18 protein-coding genes and 1 pseudogene are annotated in these 15,432 nt (G+C 59.4%); 10 read left to right on the plus strand and 9 right to left on the minus strand.

What is annotated here, in order from left to right; genetic code table 11:
• On the plus strand, positions 1–343 hold a 343-nt coding region (locus ACGLYG10_RS08850), incomplete at its 5' end, for an IS1634 family transposase (protein WP_432416217.1).
• A 17-nt stretch (positions 344–360) separates the two neighbouring features.
• Here ACGLYG10_RS08850 and ACGLYG10_RS08855 read toward each other — a convergent pair.
• Positions 361–1,630: pseudogene (locus tag ACGLYG10_RS08855) on the minus strand (IS1634 family transposase); the annotation flags it as partial.
• Positions 1,631–1,741: 111 nt separating this feature from the next.
• Entirely contained in the window at positions 1,742–1,936 is a 195-nt protein-coding gene (locus ACGLYG10_RS08860; RefSeq protein ID WP_211483008.1) for a hypothetical protein, read from the minus strand.
• A gap of 159 nt (positions 1,937–2,095) precedes the next feature.
• Here ACGLYG10_RS08860 and ACGLYG10_RS08865 point away from each other — a divergent pair, with 159 nt between their 5' ends.
• From ACGLYG10_RS08865 to ACGLYG10_RS08870, 3 genes are all read left to right on the plus strand, one after another.
• Positions 2,096–2,560, plus strand: a complete 465-nt coding sequence (locus ACGLYG10_RS08865; protein WP_073330708.1) for a site-specific integrase — start codon at positions 2,096–2,098, stop codon at positions 2,558–2,560.
• Between the two features lie 1,274 nt (positions 2,561–3,834).
• Positions 3,835–5,247 carry a hypothetical protein gene (locus tag ACGLYG10_RS15960; protein ID WP_139240927.1) on the plus strand — a complete coding sequence of 471 codons (1,413 nt, stop codon included), beginning with the start codon at positions 3,835–3,837 and terminating at the stop codon, positions 5,245–5,247.
• Complete coding sequence (locus ACGLYG10_RS08870) at positions 5,240–5,977, plus strand: hypothetical protein (RefSeq protein ID WP_073330711.1); 738 nt, start codon at positions 5,240–5,242, stop codon at positions 5,975–5,977. Before ACGLYG10_RS15960 ends, ACGLYG10_RS08870 begins: the two co-directional genes overlap by 8 nt.
• A gap of 61 nt (positions 5,978–6,038) precedes the next feature.
• Here ACGLYG10_RS08870 and ACGLYG10_RS08875 read toward each other — a convergent pair whose 3' ends face one another.
• A complete protein-coding gene (locus tag ACGLYG10_RS08875) occupies positions 6,039–6,311 on the minus strand; it encodes a hypothetical protein (protein ID WP_139240928.1) in 273 nt (90 codons plus the stop codon).
• A 158-nt stretch (positions 6,312–6,469) separates the two neighbouring features.
• Between ACGLYG10_RS08875 and ACGLYG10_RS08880 the strand changes: the two genes are divergently transcribed.
• Positions 6,470–6,781 (plus strand): hypothetical protein, encoded by a 312-nt coding sequence (locus tag ACGLYG10_RS08880; protein WP_073330717.1) that lies wholly within the window; start codon positions 6,470–6,472, stop codon positions 6,779–6,781.
• A 66-nt stretch (positions 6,782–6,847) separates the two neighbouring features.
• Here the strand turns inward: ACGLYG10_RS08880 and ACGLYG10_RS08885 are convergent, their stop codons facing one another.
• The gene (locus ACGLYG10_RS08885) at positions 6,848–7,069 is read right to left on the minus strand and encodes a helix-turn-helix domain-containing protein (protein ID WP_073330720.1); all 222 of its coding nucleotides are present in this window, start codon (positions 7,067–7,069) and stop codon (positions 6,848–6,850) included.
• Between ACGLYG10_RS08885 and ACGLYG10_RS15965 the strand changes: the two genes are divergently transcribed.
• Positions 7,068–7,475 carry a DUF6907 domain-containing protein gene (locus ACGLYG10_RS15965; protein WP_139240929.1) on the plus strand — a complete coding sequence of 136 codons (408 nt, stop codon included), beginning with the start codon at positions 7,068–7,070 and terminating at the stop codon, positions 7,473–7,475. The two genes, ACGLYG10_RS08885 and ACGLYG10_RS15965, sit on opposite strands and share 2 nt — an antisense overlap.
• 141 nt (positions 7,476–7,616) lie before the next feature.
• Here the strand turns inward: ACGLYG10_RS15965 and ACGLYG10_RS08890 are convergent, their stop codons facing one another.
• A complete protein-coding gene (locus tag ACGLYG10_RS08890) occupies positions 7,617–8,120 on the minus strand; it encodes a hypothetical protein (RefSeq protein WP_139240930.1) in 504 nt (167 codons plus the stop codon).
• Positions 8,121–8,494: 374 nt separating this feature from the next.
• Between ACGLYG10_RS08890 and ACGLYG10_RS08895 the strand changes: the two genes are divergently transcribed.
• Positions 8,495–9,541: a hypothetical protein gene (locus ACGLYG10_RS08895; protein ID WP_244542633.1), complete on the plus strand. Its 1,047-nt coding sequence runs from the start codon at positions 8,495–8,497 to the stop codon at positions 9,539–9,541.
• A 120-nt stretch (positions 9,542–9,661) separates the two neighbouring features.
• Here ACGLYG10_RS08895 and ACGLYG10_RS08900 read toward each other — a convergent pair whose 3' ends face one another.
• The gene (locus tag ACGLYG10_RS08900) at positions 9,662–10,165 is read right to left on the minus strand and encodes a GNAT family N-acetyltransferase (protein ID WP_073330728.1); all 504 of its coding nucleotides are present in this window, start codon (positions 10,163–10,165) and stop codon (positions 9,662–9,664) included.
• A gap of 112 nt (positions 10,166–10,277) precedes the next feature.
• Here ACGLYG10_RS08900 and ACGLYG10_RS08905 point away from each other — a divergent pair, with 112 nt between their 5' ends.
• Positions 10,278–10,520: a helix-turn-helix domain-containing protein gene (locus ACGLYG10_RS08905; protein ID WP_073331368.1), complete on the plus strand. Its 243-nt coding sequence runs from the start codon at positions 10,278–10,280 to the stop codon at positions 10,518–10,520.
• A 22-nt stretch (positions 10,521–10,542) separates the two neighbouring features.
• On the opposite strand, the gene ACGLYG10_RS15970 is transcribed toward ACGLYG10_RS08905, so the two are convergent.
• From ACGLYG10_RS15970 to ACGLYG10_RS08910, 3 genes are all read right to left on the minus strand, one after another.
• On the minus strand, positions 10,543–11,451 hold the full coding sequence (locus ACGLYG10_RS15970; protein WP_139240931.1) for an ATP-grasp domain-containing protein: 909 nt from the start codon (positions 11,449–11,451) through the stop codon (positions 10,543–10,545).
• The gene (locus ACGLYG10_RS15975; protein WP_139240932.1) at positions 11,448–11,915 is read right to left on the minus strand and encodes a hypothetical protein; all 468 of its coding nucleotides are present in this window, start codon (positions 11,913–11,915) and stop codon (positions 11,448–11,450) included. The genes ACGLYG10_RS15970 and ACGLYG10_RS15975 overlap by 4 nt, the downstream gene beginning before the upstream one ends.
• Before the next feature lie 403 nt (positions 11,916–12,318).
• Positions 12,319–12,594 carry a helix-turn-helix domain-containing protein gene (locus tag ACGLYG10_RS08910; RefSeq protein ID WP_244542634.1) on the minus strand — a complete coding sequence of 92 codons (276 nt, stop codon included), beginning with the start codon at positions 12,592–12,594 and terminating at the stop codon, positions 12,319–12,321.
• Between the two features lie 627 nt (positions 12,595–13,221).
• On the opposite strand from ACGLYG10_RS08910, the gene ACGLYG10_RS08915 reads away from it, so the two are divergent.
• Together ACGLYG10_RS08915 and rph are read left to right on the plus strand one after the other, a co-directional pair.
• Positions 13,222–14,187, plus strand: coding sequence for a hypothetical protein (locus ACGLYG10_RS08915; RefSeq protein ID WP_083565808.1), 966 nt, complete (start codon positions 13,222–13,224; stop codon positions 14,185–14,187).
• Between the two features lie 411 nt (positions 14,188–14,598).
• Positions 14,599–15,432 (plus strand): ribonuclease PH, encoded by an 834-nt coding sequence (gene rph, locus ACGLYG10_RS08920; protein WP_073330731.1) that lies wholly within the window; start codon positions 14,599–14,601, stop codon positions 15,430–15,432.

Raw genomic sequence — 15,432 nt, forward strand, 5'->3', positions numbered from 1 at the left:
CCCCGCCACGGTGATGCCCGCCGGTGAGGTGATCGCCTCCTACCACGAGCTGTGGCACGTGGAGCAATCATTCCGCATGAGCAAGCACGACCTGCGGGCCAGGCCCGTCTTCCACCACACCCACGACGCCATTCAAGCCCATCTCACCGCGGTGATGGCATCCCTGGCCGTCGCCCGCCACCTACAAGCCGCCACCGGCATCAGCATCAAACGACTCGTCCGCGAACTGCGGCCCCTCCAGGAAGTCACCATCACCATCAACGGCCACCAAATAACCGCCCAGCCCCAGCTCACCCAGACCGCACAGCAAATCCTCAACAACCTGAACGCCGCAGGGCACTAAACTGTCAGGACTCAGGAGGAGGCGATCACCTCACCGGCGGGCATCACGGTGGCGGGGATGTTGGTCACGTATCCTTTCAGCCCCGCCAAGCGGCGTGCTCTGGCTAGAGCCTTGTCATCCAGGACCTGGTCGCCCTTACGGGTGGTGACGAATCTGGTGGCCTTGGGGCGCCTGTGGCCGGCGACCACCGCCCGCGCCCGGTTCTCCTGCGCGGTGAGGGTCTTGTTGTCCCTGGCGAACCGGCGCGCGCTGTAGGCCCACACCGCGCGCCACGACCCGGGATACGCCTGAGCACTCCAGACGGGCTCATCACGGACGTTCTGGTCGCGTTCCCGGCTGGTGGAGCCTCGGCGTGGGGTGATGGTGTCGATCACCTGCCCATCGGTGAAGGCGTCCCCATGCCAGGCGAAGTGGGCGTCCAGGTCCGCCGGGGCCTTGGTCATGCGGGACCCGACGATGAACCCCAACCCGGCCTGATCGAGTGCTTCGAGGTTGGCCGCGGAGAGCATGCCGGCGTCGGCGACCACGATCAGGTGCTCGGTCCCCGACGCCTTCCGGAACTCCTCGATCATGGGGATCAGCGTGCTGGTCTCGGCCTTGTTGCCCTCCCAGCAGCCTATCTGTAGGGGGAAGCCCGCCCGATCCACCAGCAGCCCCACGATGACCTGCGGGTCGACCCTGCGCTCCTTGGAGTAGCCGACCTTGCGTAGGTCGTCTTCCTTCTCGACCTCGAAGTACAGGGTCGTCACGTCATACAGGCACAGACTGAGGTCGCCGCGGCCGGTGACGTGCCGCAGGCAGGCGGCCTGAATACGGGAGCGGTAGTCGCCAGTAATGCAGCGGGCCAGGGACCGGAACAAGGATGCCCGCGACACGCTGCCCACCCCCAGCTCACTGACTACGCGGGGTACTTGCTCCTTGCTGGTGGGCTCGATCAGCCGGGCAAGCACCATCTGCTTAAAGCCTTCATCCCCACCCACCGCTTCATCCAGCCCCAGGGCCTCATACGCCCCCGACAGGACATCCCACAGCAGGGCCGAGCGCTTGGACTCAACCACCGCCGACGCGGCCTGGCCGGCGGCCTGCGGTGTCAGGCCGGCCAGGTCCAGCACCCCCCTGGCCTCCCCGGATCTTCTCCCGCCCAGCCTGAATCAGGGCCGCCAGCTCCGCCTCGTTGTGCGCTGAGCCCAGATGCTCCACAATCCGGCGCACCCCGTGCTCCTTAGCCACGATCTGCACCGCCGTAGCACCAGAAGCGGTACGCACCTTACGAACATACGGGCTCACACACCATCACTCTACCGCCCACCGGATTAGTGCCCCACGACCACCAACCCAACCGCACCACACCAACGAAAAAACCCGATCGTGACGCAGAGTCACCAAAAATGAGACGAGTCAGGTGTTACTCAGCGCCCCAGACGCCAGCACCGCCCGCGCCTGATCACGTGTATGCGCCACCTGCGCCCGGCCCAGCACCGAATCCACCTCCCGCCGCGACGCCCGCGCCACCGCCCGCGAAGACGGCCCCTCAAACGGCATCACACCCGTCGAGTACGCCTCCGGCACCTGCGAAACCAGCTCACCAGACATGCTCAATCCCCTCCGATACGTCCGCCCGACCCGCCAGACCCCTGCAGCCAGGCTGATAACAGCCGATGCGGACACAAACCAAGGTAAACCGTTGAAATCACGCCGCAAAGCATAAGCGTGATAACACCAAACAGAGCGCCGAAAGAGTACGATCGCCCCATGTCGAACCAGCCGGACACCCCAGCACGCCACGAAGCCTCAGCCGCACCAGAACAAGCCAAACCCGCCAACGACTCCCCACCAACGAGTCCGGTACCCGAGCCGGGCACGCCAACCGACGACGCCACCGACGTCCGCCGCTACCCCGACTACCTCATGGACTTCCCGCCAGGCATCGGCCCCGACACCGCTCAGCGCTGGCAACGCTTCTTCGAACTACGCGAAGACATCCTCCTCGACTACGGCTACCACACCGCCCGCGCCTACTGGGCAGACCTCCAAGACATCTTCGAATGGGCCATCCAGCGCGACAAGGACGTCCTCAACCTCACCGAACGCGATCTCACCCAGTACCGCGCCCTCCTCCGCCGCCGCAAGTACTCCGAGAACACCATCCGCCGCCGCATGGTCACCTGGAACAAGCTCCAAGCACGACTAGAACAAGACACCGAACCGCAGACCTGAGGCCGATTAGACAGCAACCGGAAGCGAGCCTCCCCGCGCCAGACACGCCGCCACACAGCCCCTAGAGGCAGTTGGCCGCCAGCTCCAAACCCCACGAAACCGCCGATTCGCGGCACAACTCGCTCACGAAATCACCCAGACCACCCAGGAAGCATGTAGTGTACGTAGCCATGGGTCACAAGCCCAGCAGCGCCAGGGTGCTGATGAACGGCAACAACATGCGGACGTCACCGAAGGACGTCCGCACAACACGTTGTGAGCCCTCGCAGCAGAACCGCTGCACCCCTTCAGCAAGCATCCCTAGCCTGGACTGCACCACAAACGTCACCCCTGTATCCACCGGAAGAACCACCATGCGACATACCAACTAAAGCCGTTGCGTGCGCTGGACGAGCAACGGCACTGGACATGCCGCTATTAATTGTCGTATACTATGAGTATAAACAATTAAATGGTAAGTCCCTGTGGAGAACTCTGAACACACAAGCAACAACGAAAGGAACTGGCCACGCGCAATCCGTGAACCACTTGGGCGTGTTGCGGGTAGGCTGTTCTGGCAGGAGGATATGTGTAAAATGCCTGGGTTGGCAACGAAACAGCGGGCAGACAAGAAGGACAAGACCGAGTCATTTGAAGAGAAGCGTGCGAGGATACTCAAGCAGAAGCTTAAGTACCGAAAGGATCCGCGCAAGCGGTTTGTCCCGGCAACCAACTATCGGGACGCGCCACGCCAAGCGAATACGCCGATACCTAAGTTAACCAATTCAAGCAAGTAGCAAGGCTAAATACGTTGATATGGCATCGTAGCTGATGGTAAGGGGCCGCTAGTGCTTGCGAAGAGGCGTAGGTGTCCCGCAAAGACTCCACAACCGGTGGGTGCGACTAACCGCGCATGCCCCGATCGTAGGTCGCTCATCGAATACGCACGTAGTTATGCTGATGCGTATGACGACCGGAAGGAGTGGTTGGTCAGGAGGGTGCGTACCTACGAGTTGATTGACAGCAATTCGCTCCGTTGCCGCTTCTCATATGATATAGACTTTGCCAGACTTCAATCGTTTGGTCTCGAGGAGCAGCGTGGCCAAATGATCGTCCCTCTAGACGGTCTAGGGAGGCGGCCGTTTATTTCTGTTAGCCTTCAAGGACCATGGGGGGCCGGTACCTGCCTAGCTACTCGAAGAGAAAACACGCGCATTGCATGCTATATATTGTTTGGCAAGTTGGCCAAAATCGGCGTGCCCTTACGTAAGGTCAAACAGTCTACTATACAACTCGTGTACGATATCCTGCTGGGCGCGAATAACCAGGCAGTATCAGATGCGCTAGACGAACTTGATGCAGCTGCCATGTGCAATGGTCGCATCGACAGCTCTACTACGGAATGGGATAGTTGGATAAGGAATGAGAGTTTTCGCGACCTTATCAAATGGTTCGCAGATGGATTCCTTCTATGCGTAAGCATGCCCGCTTCTCGATCTGTTCCTCGCGGCGTGTTGAAAATTCGATGGATCGAGACACTTTCAGCGTGGGGGATGGAGCAAATTGATGCGGAAGGTGTCGCGAGCGGATTTCGACGGCTGGTTTACAGGATCCGCCGCCGGTTGTCTTTTTATGGTATAAGTCCTCCAGTAATTGGATTTGAAGAGTTTCTTGATCCAGACATCAGCACGCATTTCAGGTTTATTGTGCCGCCCGGTATGCGTCCAGAGACGGTGTCACCCGATGAAGACATGACAGTTCAATACGGCGGGAACACGGTATCGTTTTACCGTAGGGCTTCGCCTGTTGACGACTATGAGGTGGCGAGACCGAGACTTTTCCTCAACGTCAAGCGCGCACTATTTACATTCCCTGCGCTAATCGGGGCGATAGTGTCGCTCTTTGTGGTTTGCACGATTTCTTATGGATATCTGACGGAAAGTGCATCTGAAGGCGCATCAGACGCCGTGACTATCGCGGCTCTTCTTCCGGCATTGATTGCGTCATACGTGGCGCTCAACGATGAACACGAGTCCGTCAGTGTTGCACTGGGATTTAGGCGCCTGCTACTGGTGTTGGGTGTGCTTGGCGCTGTTTTATTCGCTTTGGTTACTTCAACGTGGAATACTCGTAGGGAGTTGAGCGTCGACCAATGCGGGATTGTAATGGCAGCTATTCTGCTTGAGTGGTCGCTAATCGTTTTCTTCTTATTTGAAGTTGGCAGAGTAGAGACGTGGCGCCACGAACGCAGCCGAGGAAACAGGGGCATGTGGCTGACTGGTCTTACTGTATTAGCCATCGGCGTTCTTGTTGGCGTTGCTTGCTTTTTCTTTTCTCGCGACCCCTGGTTGTACGTGCCATCGAAGTTGTACGTGCCGTTGAACCTGAGGAAAGTTCTGCACGGTTTGTTTATTTTCGTTGTAGTCGTGCTCGCTGCCTGCTGCATTGTCGCCTTCAGAAGATGGATCCTGTGTAGGTTGGAGAATCGAGGCGACAAGCCGTCAGACGATTCTGCTCGGCGAATTGGTTTACTTGCGGGTGTAGGGTTCTTGGTCGCTGCTTGTAGTGTGATCGGCCTAGGAACCTATTGGGTGTACTCCAAGTTGAATCGCTCGACAATCCGCGAGTCAGAAGAGTCGCGAGCGCTACAACGTGCGGTTGTAGAGACCCCCGAAAATGGTTTGACATCTGAGGAGAGCAGTGTTTGACCTTACGCCAATCTATCCGCTTGCGGTAACGAGCCCCGATGACGACGGCTTGGACGCTGGATTCGCTTGGTGCGCCGCGCACATGCAGGACGGCGATCACATCACCGTCTGGACGCACCAGAAGAGCAACCTCCACAACAACCCGAAACTTGAAGAGTTTGTTGAGCGCTATTCAGATGTCGACCATGTCACCGCTCGTGGCGGTGTCCATATCCGCCGTAACGGCCCAGTGCTGATGGCCTGGGCAGATCAGACGGACATCGCTGAACTCATCAAGTCCAACAGCAATTCGATTCGGGCGCTCTGCGTTGTGTACTGGGACGAAGACAAGCTGCGCGCGTGGGTTACGGAAGCTCAGCCAGAGCTGCTTGGGGATACTTCGGTATGGGATGTCGCCGTCGATCCGCTCGATCCGGTGGTTGAGGAAGCGTTGAAGAGCCTGACCCGCGTCATCAACCACAACAACACGATCGCCGGTGGGTACGAGAAAGACAGGGTGGTGCCCGTGCTGTTGGCGCTGCATGACGCCGGCTACAAGCTCGACGGCGCTCGCATGGCTGGTTGGGCTGTCGCCAACGGCTGGACCGGAGGAAACCCGGCGAAACTTGAGGAATTTGTCGAGGCGATCGAGGCTGGCAAACGACTTCGCTCACGGGGACGGGTTCCTCGCGATTACATCCAGCAACTCAAAGCGAGGGTTGCTGAGGCTGAAGAGAAGACGGACGGCTGACCAGGTCTGTTATGGCAGATGGTGGGGCAGGTCGGAGCCATATTCACGGTGACGCTCGTCTTCAGTCGTTTGCCGCTTGCTCCACGGTCGACCGCACATGGCCCACCAGGAACCAGTACCACCCAGGAGACACCAGGACCATGTAGTCCGGTGCGCCGCCTGCTCGGACGGAGCAGCTGCGCGGGTCGGCGAACGACTCGTCGATCGGCAGGTCGACCGGCAGGCCGCCGTTGTGCACGAGCTCGCAGCGCATCCACTTGTAGAACAGGAGGTCCAGATCCACCTGCTCGCCGCGGTACTCGACGTTGATCGTCCAGTCGTGGCTGTCCTTCATGAATGCCACGAAGTTGGCGCAGTTCTTGTAGGTAGACGCCCAAGGCCGCACAGCTGGCTCGCTGCACAGTCCATGACGGCGGTCAGTGAGCGAGAGCGACAGCTTGGTTGTGGCTGGGCGGCGGTCTACAGTTGGAGTCTGGAGAACGAAGGAGTCCAATGGCTGGGATCGAGAACCTCGGCGCGTACGGTGAACTAACAACCGCTGCGAAGGCAGCTGGGGGTGTTGAACAGCTGATCGCCAACCTTGAGGCGGCTGCGGTGTCACGAGCGGCGACGAGGCTACGTGTTCAGGGTGTCGCTCTCGGGGTGGGCGGTGTGCTCAGCGTGTTGAGCCTCGGTGGTGTCGCGTACTACGCCTATCGGCAGAGGACTCAGGAGCGCGCTGCGGCTCACGAGGTTGCCAGAGCAGAACTGCGGGAGGCGATCGGAGCCGAGCAACAGGCGCCTGGCGAAGACATCGAAGCCTGAGGGCGACACACCGTCTGCGCAGCTCGCGGAATACGGCTCCCGCCTCCGGCCTCAACGCACCGTCCCTCAGTCGCGTGGTGTCATCAGCTCTCGTGGGTCTACTCCGATCTGCTCGGCGATGCGTTCTAGGCTTTTGAGGGTGAGGTTGCGTTCGCCTCGTTCGATGCCGCCCATGTAGGTGCGGTGGACTCCCAGGAGGTCGGCGAAGGCTTCTTGGCTCAGGCCTCGCTGGAGGCGGTAGGTACGTAGGTTGCGGCCAACGGTCTTCTGTAGGTCCCCAACAGCCATGAGCACGAGACTGAACGGCCGCTACTTGAAAGTCTACAGACTTATGAGTATCGTCGACGGGCATGGAGAGGCTCTAGTGATGGGAGCGAACCCAGCCCCGAAGCTCCCAGGAGTCATCTGCCCGGAGTGGTGTACCGCAGACCATCAGATTCAGTCACCTGACGACCTGCTCCACGAGGCGCCGGCCCTGGCAGTGCCCTGCGTGCAGATACAGCGCGCCCGGGGTGATGGCTCGCCGGCGCGCAGTGCAGTGCCAGCCAAACTAAGCGTCGTGCAGTACCAATACCACGGTGATACCGAGACCTGGGTCTACATCGGAGACGGGTTCTCTGGCCTGGACCTGAGTCTTGAGAGCGCCCGCAGGCTGGCAGCGGCTCTGGGCTCATACCTAACCCACCACAACTGACCAGCCCCGGCGCTAATCAGTGACGCCGAAGCACGGGTCGGTGAGCAACGATCCTGCCATGGCCACCAGCAACAAGAGGCGCCCGGTGGTCACATTCGCTCATCCCGGCCAAGTTTCCCAGCGCCACATCAGCCCGTGAGGCTAGGCTGCACCACCAGCCGGCTTCAGTACCTCAGCTTCCACCACACGAAGTCGCTTATCTAGGTCCTCATACAGGCGGTGGTCGGCCGTCTCGCGGCTGCCTTCCTCAAGGAGCACATCGTGGCGCAGCGCAGCGACCTCTTTGCGAATCTCCTCCTGGCCGGCTTCGAGCCTCTTCTGCCCGGCTTGCAAGTCCTTGAAGCGCTCGTCCACACGCAGCTCAAGATCCCTGACAACGTCCACCAGCGTCCTGCGATCCTCACGCATGTCAGCAAGCTGCCGGTCGATATGCTCGAACCTCTGGTCAATCTCCTTGAAGCGCTCATCAACGCTTTTGAACCCTTCGGCCATCGTCCGGGTGAGTTTGTCGACAGTGTCGGCTATAGTGTCCACTTTAATTGTCAGGGTGTTCACCCTGTCCGCCGAAACGTCCACCCTACTAGCCAAAGTGTCGAATCGGCCGTTTAATGCTTTGATTTCCTTCGCTAGATCGTCATTTGTCATACATCTATTTAAACACAAGCTCGGAGTGAATACAATATCAATGATATCTGCTGCCAACTTGTCTTGCGTAGGTAGCCACGACAACTTCTATTACTGGAGTTGGTAGACTGCGCCCTACGGACTGCTGCATCGACGTCAGCTGTCGCTGTGTCATGGCGAAATACTGGCGCGTGCCGCTGTATGTCCTCGGCGATCTGAATCAGAGGAGATGAAGTAATACTATTTGAGTTGTATTGTACTTGGATTGTCGAATGATTGCTGCTATAATCAGAGCATAGATGAAGAAACGAAATACTCAGTCATTCTCTCGGCGCTTACTCCGGATAAAAGCGGCCTTGGTTGCCGTGTCTCTAACGCTGGCTGGCGTCCTTCTCATGTTACTGAACGGCTGGATGGCGAATCTTGACTTCGGCCCGTGGTCGTGGTTGCAAGCGCTACCGCTAGGCGAGCTAGGCGGAACACTGTTCGGTGCCGGACTGTTGGGAACGCTCTTCGAGTACACCTTTCGGCGTGACCAAGAGGAGTCCACGGTTGAGCGGTTCCGCCAGATCATTCGCGAGCAGGCGCCATCCATGCGTGACGCAGTGGTAGAGGGCTTCGCTATTCACCCTGACGATCTTAAGCGGGTAGCCAATCCCGAGTTGCTGGACGACATCGCTAGCAACGTCATGTCACTGCGCCTAGGCGACGAACAATTCGCTCGAGAGATCTACGCAGACATCCGTGACCAAGCCTTCCGCGCTTCCGAGCGGTGGTACGACGTTGAAGTTCATGTTCGGCTGTCTAGTGCACTAGACAGGAGTACCGCAGGTACTCCTGTCTTCGACGTTACTGTGGAATGGGAGTACACCACCGTCCCGAGTAGCTCGGTGCGCCGCTTCTCATGCGTGTCAGATCGGGAGGAGTATCGCGAGCTACTCTTAGACCGACCTACCACCTCGCCGTGGCTCATGCAGAACCGTCCTGGCGTTGATGCATCCAGTCGCGATTCTTACGAGTTCCTGGAGCTTACTGTCGACGGGCGCCCGCAGAGCATACGCCGCAGCAGCCGCAAGACTGGCCAAACCTACAGCGTCCGCCTTGATGCGGCAGCGTGCAGCGGCGAGCCGGTACGTATTCGACAGGTGTTTCGGGTAGTGACGCCAACTTGGGGACACCGTCTTTACTTCGAACTCTCTCAACCTTGCAGAGGCTTGTCCTTGGATATCGACTACACCAATACCGACATCGCGCACTTGACGCTAAGTGACACCGTGGCCACCAGTCGCTCCGTGCAGATCACCAGGTCGCCAGTGAACGTTGCCGGACGCATGGTAGCGATCGATCTGCCGGGGTGGCTAATGCCTAGGAGCGGTTTCTCGGCGACCTGGACGCTAGAGTCAGAGCTGCCCCGCGACGAGCAACGCCGCAGGGCAGCCTGATGAAATGGTCCGAGCGCTCAGTCGCCGCCGCCCTGCATGACACTCACCTCCTGCTGTTGGCAGATTCCCGACTACATATGCTACTTATAAGTGTCCGGGTTGGCAAGTTGCCGGCGGTGGTCAGCGCGTCAGTCCATAGACCACGACGTCATGCCGCACGCCGCCGTGTTGGTAACGGCCAGTCAGTGTGCCCTCGTATGCGAAGTCGAGCCCGGCAAATAGTTCCTGCGATGCCTTGTTGGTCGCCAGGATCCAGGCCTCCAGCCTCAACAACCCAAGCTCATCCAGCGCCCAGGAAATGGCGGCTTCCGCGCCTGCGCGCCCGTAACCACGTCTGCGGTCTTCTGGGCGCCAAATGCAGATGCCAACCTGCGCAACACGATTGCGCCAGTCGATGGCATGGATAGACGTCTCGCCAACGAGCTGACTGTCGTCCGCCAAGACAAAACTGTAGGCCTGGGCGAGCTGTGGACCCGCAGCGTCAACGATCTTGCGCCGGAGCTCGGCGCTACTGCGCGGGCGCCAGTACGGCGGACCATGCTGAGCCAGCTCCTTCCAATCGTGACAAGCTTCCAGAACCTGGGGAATGTGATGCTCTGCCAGAGCGTGAAGGTTGACGGGCATCAGACACCCCTACTGGTCCGGCGGCGTGAGGCGCGGATTGGGTCGCGCCGGAGCAAACATGCTACTCATAAGTCTGTAGACTTTCGAGTAGCGGCCGTTCAGTCTCGTGCTCATGGCTGTTGGGGACCTACAGAAGACCGTTGGCCGCAACCTACGTACCTACCGCCTCCAGCGAGGCCTGAGCCAAGAAGCCTTCGCCGACCTCCTGGGAGTCCACCGCACCTACATGGGCGGCATCGAACGAGGCGAACGCAACCTCACCCTCAAAAGCCTAGAACGCATCGCCGAACAGATCGGGGTGGATCCGGGGGAGCTGATATATGAGAAGAAAAGCGACCAGGTGACGGCAGATTGACGATCGGTAAGTCTCTGCATAGTTACCGCACGAGCTTTTCTTCAATCGCCCCCATAAAACGCTCGAATCCTTGATCAACAAAACGCAGGAATAGTTGCGGTTCGAAAAACTCCGCTTCAAGCAATAGGGCTTCACCATCGCGACTCGTGGCTACGTCTATTCGCGCGTATAGCGGGACTTCAGCGTCGGCTCCCCACATATTGCGTGCGGCAACCTGTTGAACTGCACGCATCACCGCGTCGCCAAGTTGTATTTCGTTGTCTGTTGCTGTCGCAGGTTGAATGTTCTCTGTATACACACCTCCAACATATCCTCCTCCTGGGCGCAATATGGCTCCTTTTGAAATTGCGTGCGAAAACCGGCCGTTCAAGTATATTAAGCCACGTTCTGCGCCGTCCTGCACGGAATCGATCGGTTTTTGTATAAGAACAGTCTTGGAGCTTGCGATAATTTGCTCGCAGAGCGTTAGCGCTTCAGGGTCGTTCGCCCTGAATAGACCAGTGTCGCGAGAGCCAGCTGATATGTTCGGCTTGATGATCACGTATGGTTCGGCAAAGCAGCCGAAGGCACGTCGGCAACCTTCCAAAGTGTCGCAGAAAGACGTCTCGCTGAAGCGGATGCCGAAAGCCGCCAACTCCTTAAGATACAACTTATCTGCACTCCAGTTAACTAGCTGAATGGGATTAAAGATACGCAAGTTTGCAGGGATACTTGACAGCCAGCGGGAGAACTCTGCCTGACGGATTGGGTAGTCCCATGGTGAACGAAAGATTAGTGCGTCATATGCAGAAAGATCGGGGCTTGTGTGCCATATTAGCGCATCTGCGTGCAAATGTTGACTATTGGCATTAAGGTACTCTCGCACCATGTCGGTTTCTACGTCGTCGCCGTTCAGAAAGTCTGAGTCGGTGGTGATTAATGCAACTCTCATTCTTCGATTATACCATCTCGTGGGTTTGTATCTGAGGATAGTTCTTGTCGCCACAGCTTGTATGTCCTAGGGTGCCATTCTGGAGCCGAGGTTAGATGCTCGACTGTGATGGGACTTGCAGCAAGACAATCGACAATGAAAGCACGCCAAGACGGCTCATCATCGGCCATTAGTCCAAGTTTGGTATCCAGGACAACTTCACTCACATCCAGATACATCTCGGCTATTGACTCTAGCCTGAAGTACCTGTCGCCGCTTTTCTCCTCCTCCCACCTCTCGCCGTTGTAGAAGTAGGGGCGAGCGTATGGGTGGTCGATAAACACCCTGTCCAGTTCATGGAACATGGTCATTGCCATTTGGTATCCCTGACTTTTGACCTCTCGAGTGTAAAGGCGCTGAGAAAACACGGCACTGACAATTGATACCAATAATGCTGCAACTGCTATGACGTCAGTGCCGCTCATGATAGTAATATCCTTCAATGTAGTGGCGATCGCACGTGCTACTAGTTGCCGTGCTATGCGCTGGGCGTTTGTGGGTGGGTTGCTTGGCTGTTGCTTGGAGACTCGGGTAGTAGCAGTGTAGATGGTTGGGAGAGCGGCTCGATGCCATAACGCAAGGGCGACGCTGAATCGTCACCAGGAGCGAGGATCGGAGAAACAGTCAAATTCCAATGCTCGTACTTGATGGCGTCGACGATAGATAAGGAGGATTTAATAGATAAGTGGGATTAGTAGACATTATTAGCTAGTGACGTTGCTTCTAGCTCCTGGGGTTGTCGGCGTCTGGACGTGATCTCCTGCCTGTAGTTGCGTTAAGCGTGTCGCGATTTCATCGGGTACAACATGTCTTGGCCGACGACGTTCTCTACTTCTCTGCCAGATGCTTCCGCACCGTGCTTCGTTCGAAGCCTAGCTCCAGGCCGATCTCGATGAAGGTCTTGCCCTCGGCGCGCAGCTCCAGCGCCCGCTGCCGGTCTTCCTCGGTGAAGCGGTGTAGGCCTCTTGTGCGCTCGCGCTTGTTCGGCTTGCGCCAGATGGCGCGCACGGTGCCCTCGTGAACGCCGTACCGCCTAGCCACTTCCGGAGCGCTGAGGCCGCTGCCCGCCTGCTGGAAGATGGCGTCACGTGTCTGGGCGGACACCGGACGGTGCTTCGCGTGAGTGACTCGACGGACAGTACGGCTAGACGAGATGGAAGCATCCGCCTCGCTGGAGCCCGGGCTGCTTGGAGGTTCGACCAGACGGTCTCGTTCGCCCTCCCCAGTCGGCTCCCCGAGCCGTCTCAAGTACCGCAACAGGGGCGCCCAGTTGTTAGTGTTGAGCATGCCGAGGCGCACCATGACACCCTTATACGAACTTTCGTCATGCGAAGTTGGCGTAGGGGTCGTCTCAACCAACGAAGCGTGCTCACCCTGCGGGGTGGGCGCTTTTCGTTGTGGGAGAGCTTTGTGTCCAGTATCAAGCCACAGGTTTTGTGGCGACTGTTTCGAGGTAGAGGCGACCCAAGGATCAGCTCGGCCTTGCACAGCGAGTTCAGCACCTCGGCCAGAGCAACGCCAGAAGGAGGTCGCCCTTCGACCCCACCGAGGCCACCGCGTCGCAGTCAGACAGGGCCCGCCCGCCAGGTCTGCCGGTCACTGCTCCTTTCTTGAGCAGAAGCAGGCGCTTGTACCCTGTTTCCCCAAGGAGGCTTGTACTGTTCAAGGGGTGACCATTATGATCACCGCGGCAGACGGCCGGCGGTGCGATGTAGACGCAAGGTGCGGCCGGTGATCGATTACGTTTACGTTCGCGGGAGGATCCGCATGGCCGGGACAGGGAAATCGGAGTGGGTGAAGCCACGGCGAACACACGGTGCGGGCGGCAGCGGCCTGACCTGGCTCGCATCCCTGTCTATTGCGCTGATTGTCGTCATCGCCGGGGCGGGATTGCTGTCCTTCCCTGCGGGAGCGCCTCATGAGACCCTCAACCAGTACGGCGAGTCAATACAGATGTGGGGCGGCGGAGTATACGAGCACGACTCGTACTTCAAGGCGACAATCTTCATCGGCACGGATTGTGCCTGGCTTCTTGTTGTTGTACCGTTCGCTGTAAAAGTGGTCGCCGACTACCGCAGGCGGGACGACATGGGCAGTCGCATAAACCTCCTCGCATTCTTTTCTCTCGCCCTCTATTACGCCGTTAGCATGTCATTCGGAGCGACATTCAACGAGTTGCACCTACTGTACACGGCATTGCTCTCGCTATCCTTCTTTGGAACCGTCACATTGTCCCTAAGCCTTCTGCGGGAGCGGCCGGAGGCGTTCGAATACGCTACTCCGAAGGGCGCGGTCGCGTTCTTGGTGATTACGGGATCAGCCTTGTTTGCGGCCTGGCTGCCCGACATCGTCGGCGCCTATCTGACCTCGGGCACACTCGATCTCATCGAGGTTTATACAACGGAAGTGACCTACGTCGTCGACATGGGCATTATTGCCCCGCTCATGTTCTTGACGATCGGACATCTTCGGAGGAGGACGTTTACCGGGTACGTGCTGCTGCGGCTTCTGCTCCGAGTTTGCCTGGGCGTCGGCGTGGTTCTGGTGTTTCAGACGGTTGTCCAGATGCTTGGGCGCGTCGATCTGCCTGTTCAGGCCGTGATCAGTAAGACTGCAATCTTCGTCATACTCGCGCTCTGCGCCGTTCTCATCGACAAGAAGATTCATGTCACGGAGAAGGCTACGAACGCCGCCTGAGCGGGTGAGCGTTGAAGCGAGCCGCTTCTGAGGAAGATGTCGGCCTGGAAAGCAGTGAGCCTTTCTCATCAGGGAAGCGCGTTGGCTCCCTATGCGGGGCTTCTCAGGTAGGTCTGGACCTGGCCTGTAGGAGCGCCGCCCATGTCGGACCTGAACCCCTGGCGGGCATCTTGCCCCGACGTCGGAGCCCACATCCCCCTTGCCCGCCAGGGTCGCTGCGCGCTGGGTGGCCTGGATGAGAGTGATCACCCGCCCTGTACGCCGGCGGAATGACGGTGCGCGAAATCCAGCACCACTTGGCCTCGACCAGCGGTGCCGGCCCCGCGGTGACGAATGCCGGGCTGCCGCTCATCCGTGCCGGCCGTCCACCGGTCCCGGGCCCGAATCCAGCCCCCGGGTACCCTGGGGCGCGTGACTGACACCAAGACCCGTAAGGACGGCCGCTCCCCCAACGAGCTGCGCTCCATCTCCATCACCCGCAACTGGCAAGTCAACGGCGAAGGCTCGGTCCTCGTCGAGTTCGGCCGCACGCGCGTGCTGTGCGTCGCCTCATTCGTCGAGGGCGTGCCGCGCTGGCGCAAGGGCGGCGGCGAGGGCTGGGTGACGGCCGAGTACGCGATGCTGCCGCGCGCCGGCTCCGAGCGCTCCGGCCGCGAATCCGTACGCGGCAAGATCGGCGGCCGCACGCACGAGATCTCCAGGCTGATCGGCCGCTCCCTGCGCGGCGTGGTGGACGTGGCCGCGCTGGGAGAGAACACGATCACCCTGGACTGCGACGTGCTCCAGGCCGACGGCGGCACCCGCACCGCCGCCGTCACCGGCGCCTACGTGGCGCTGGCCGACGCCGTCGCCTGGGGCACGCGCCGCGGCTACGTCAAGGCTCGCGCCGGCAAGCCGGTCATTGCCGACTCCGTCTCGGCGGTGTCGGTGGGGATTATCGACGGCATCCCCTGCCTCGACCTGCCCTATGAGGAGGATGTGCGCGCCCAGACCGACATGAACGTGGTCCAGACCGGCGCCGGCAACTTCATCGAGGTGCAGGGAACCGCCGAGCACGCCCCCTTCGACCGCACCGAGCTCGGCACCCTGCTCGACCTGGCCACCAAGGGCAACGCCGAGCTGGCCGCACTGCAGGCCCGCGTGCTGGCCGGTCCCGACGACGTTCCCTTCACCGTGTCCACATGCGAGCAGGCGGTGCAGTCCCCCGCCGGGACCGGCCCGGCGGCCGGAGTCGAGGAGGGCTGA

It is taken from the genome of Actinomyces glycerinitolerans (assembly GCF_900098745.1).
GTDB lineage: Bacteria > Actinomycetota > Actinomycetes > Actinomycetales > Actinomycetaceae > Actinomyces > Actinomyces glycerinitolerans.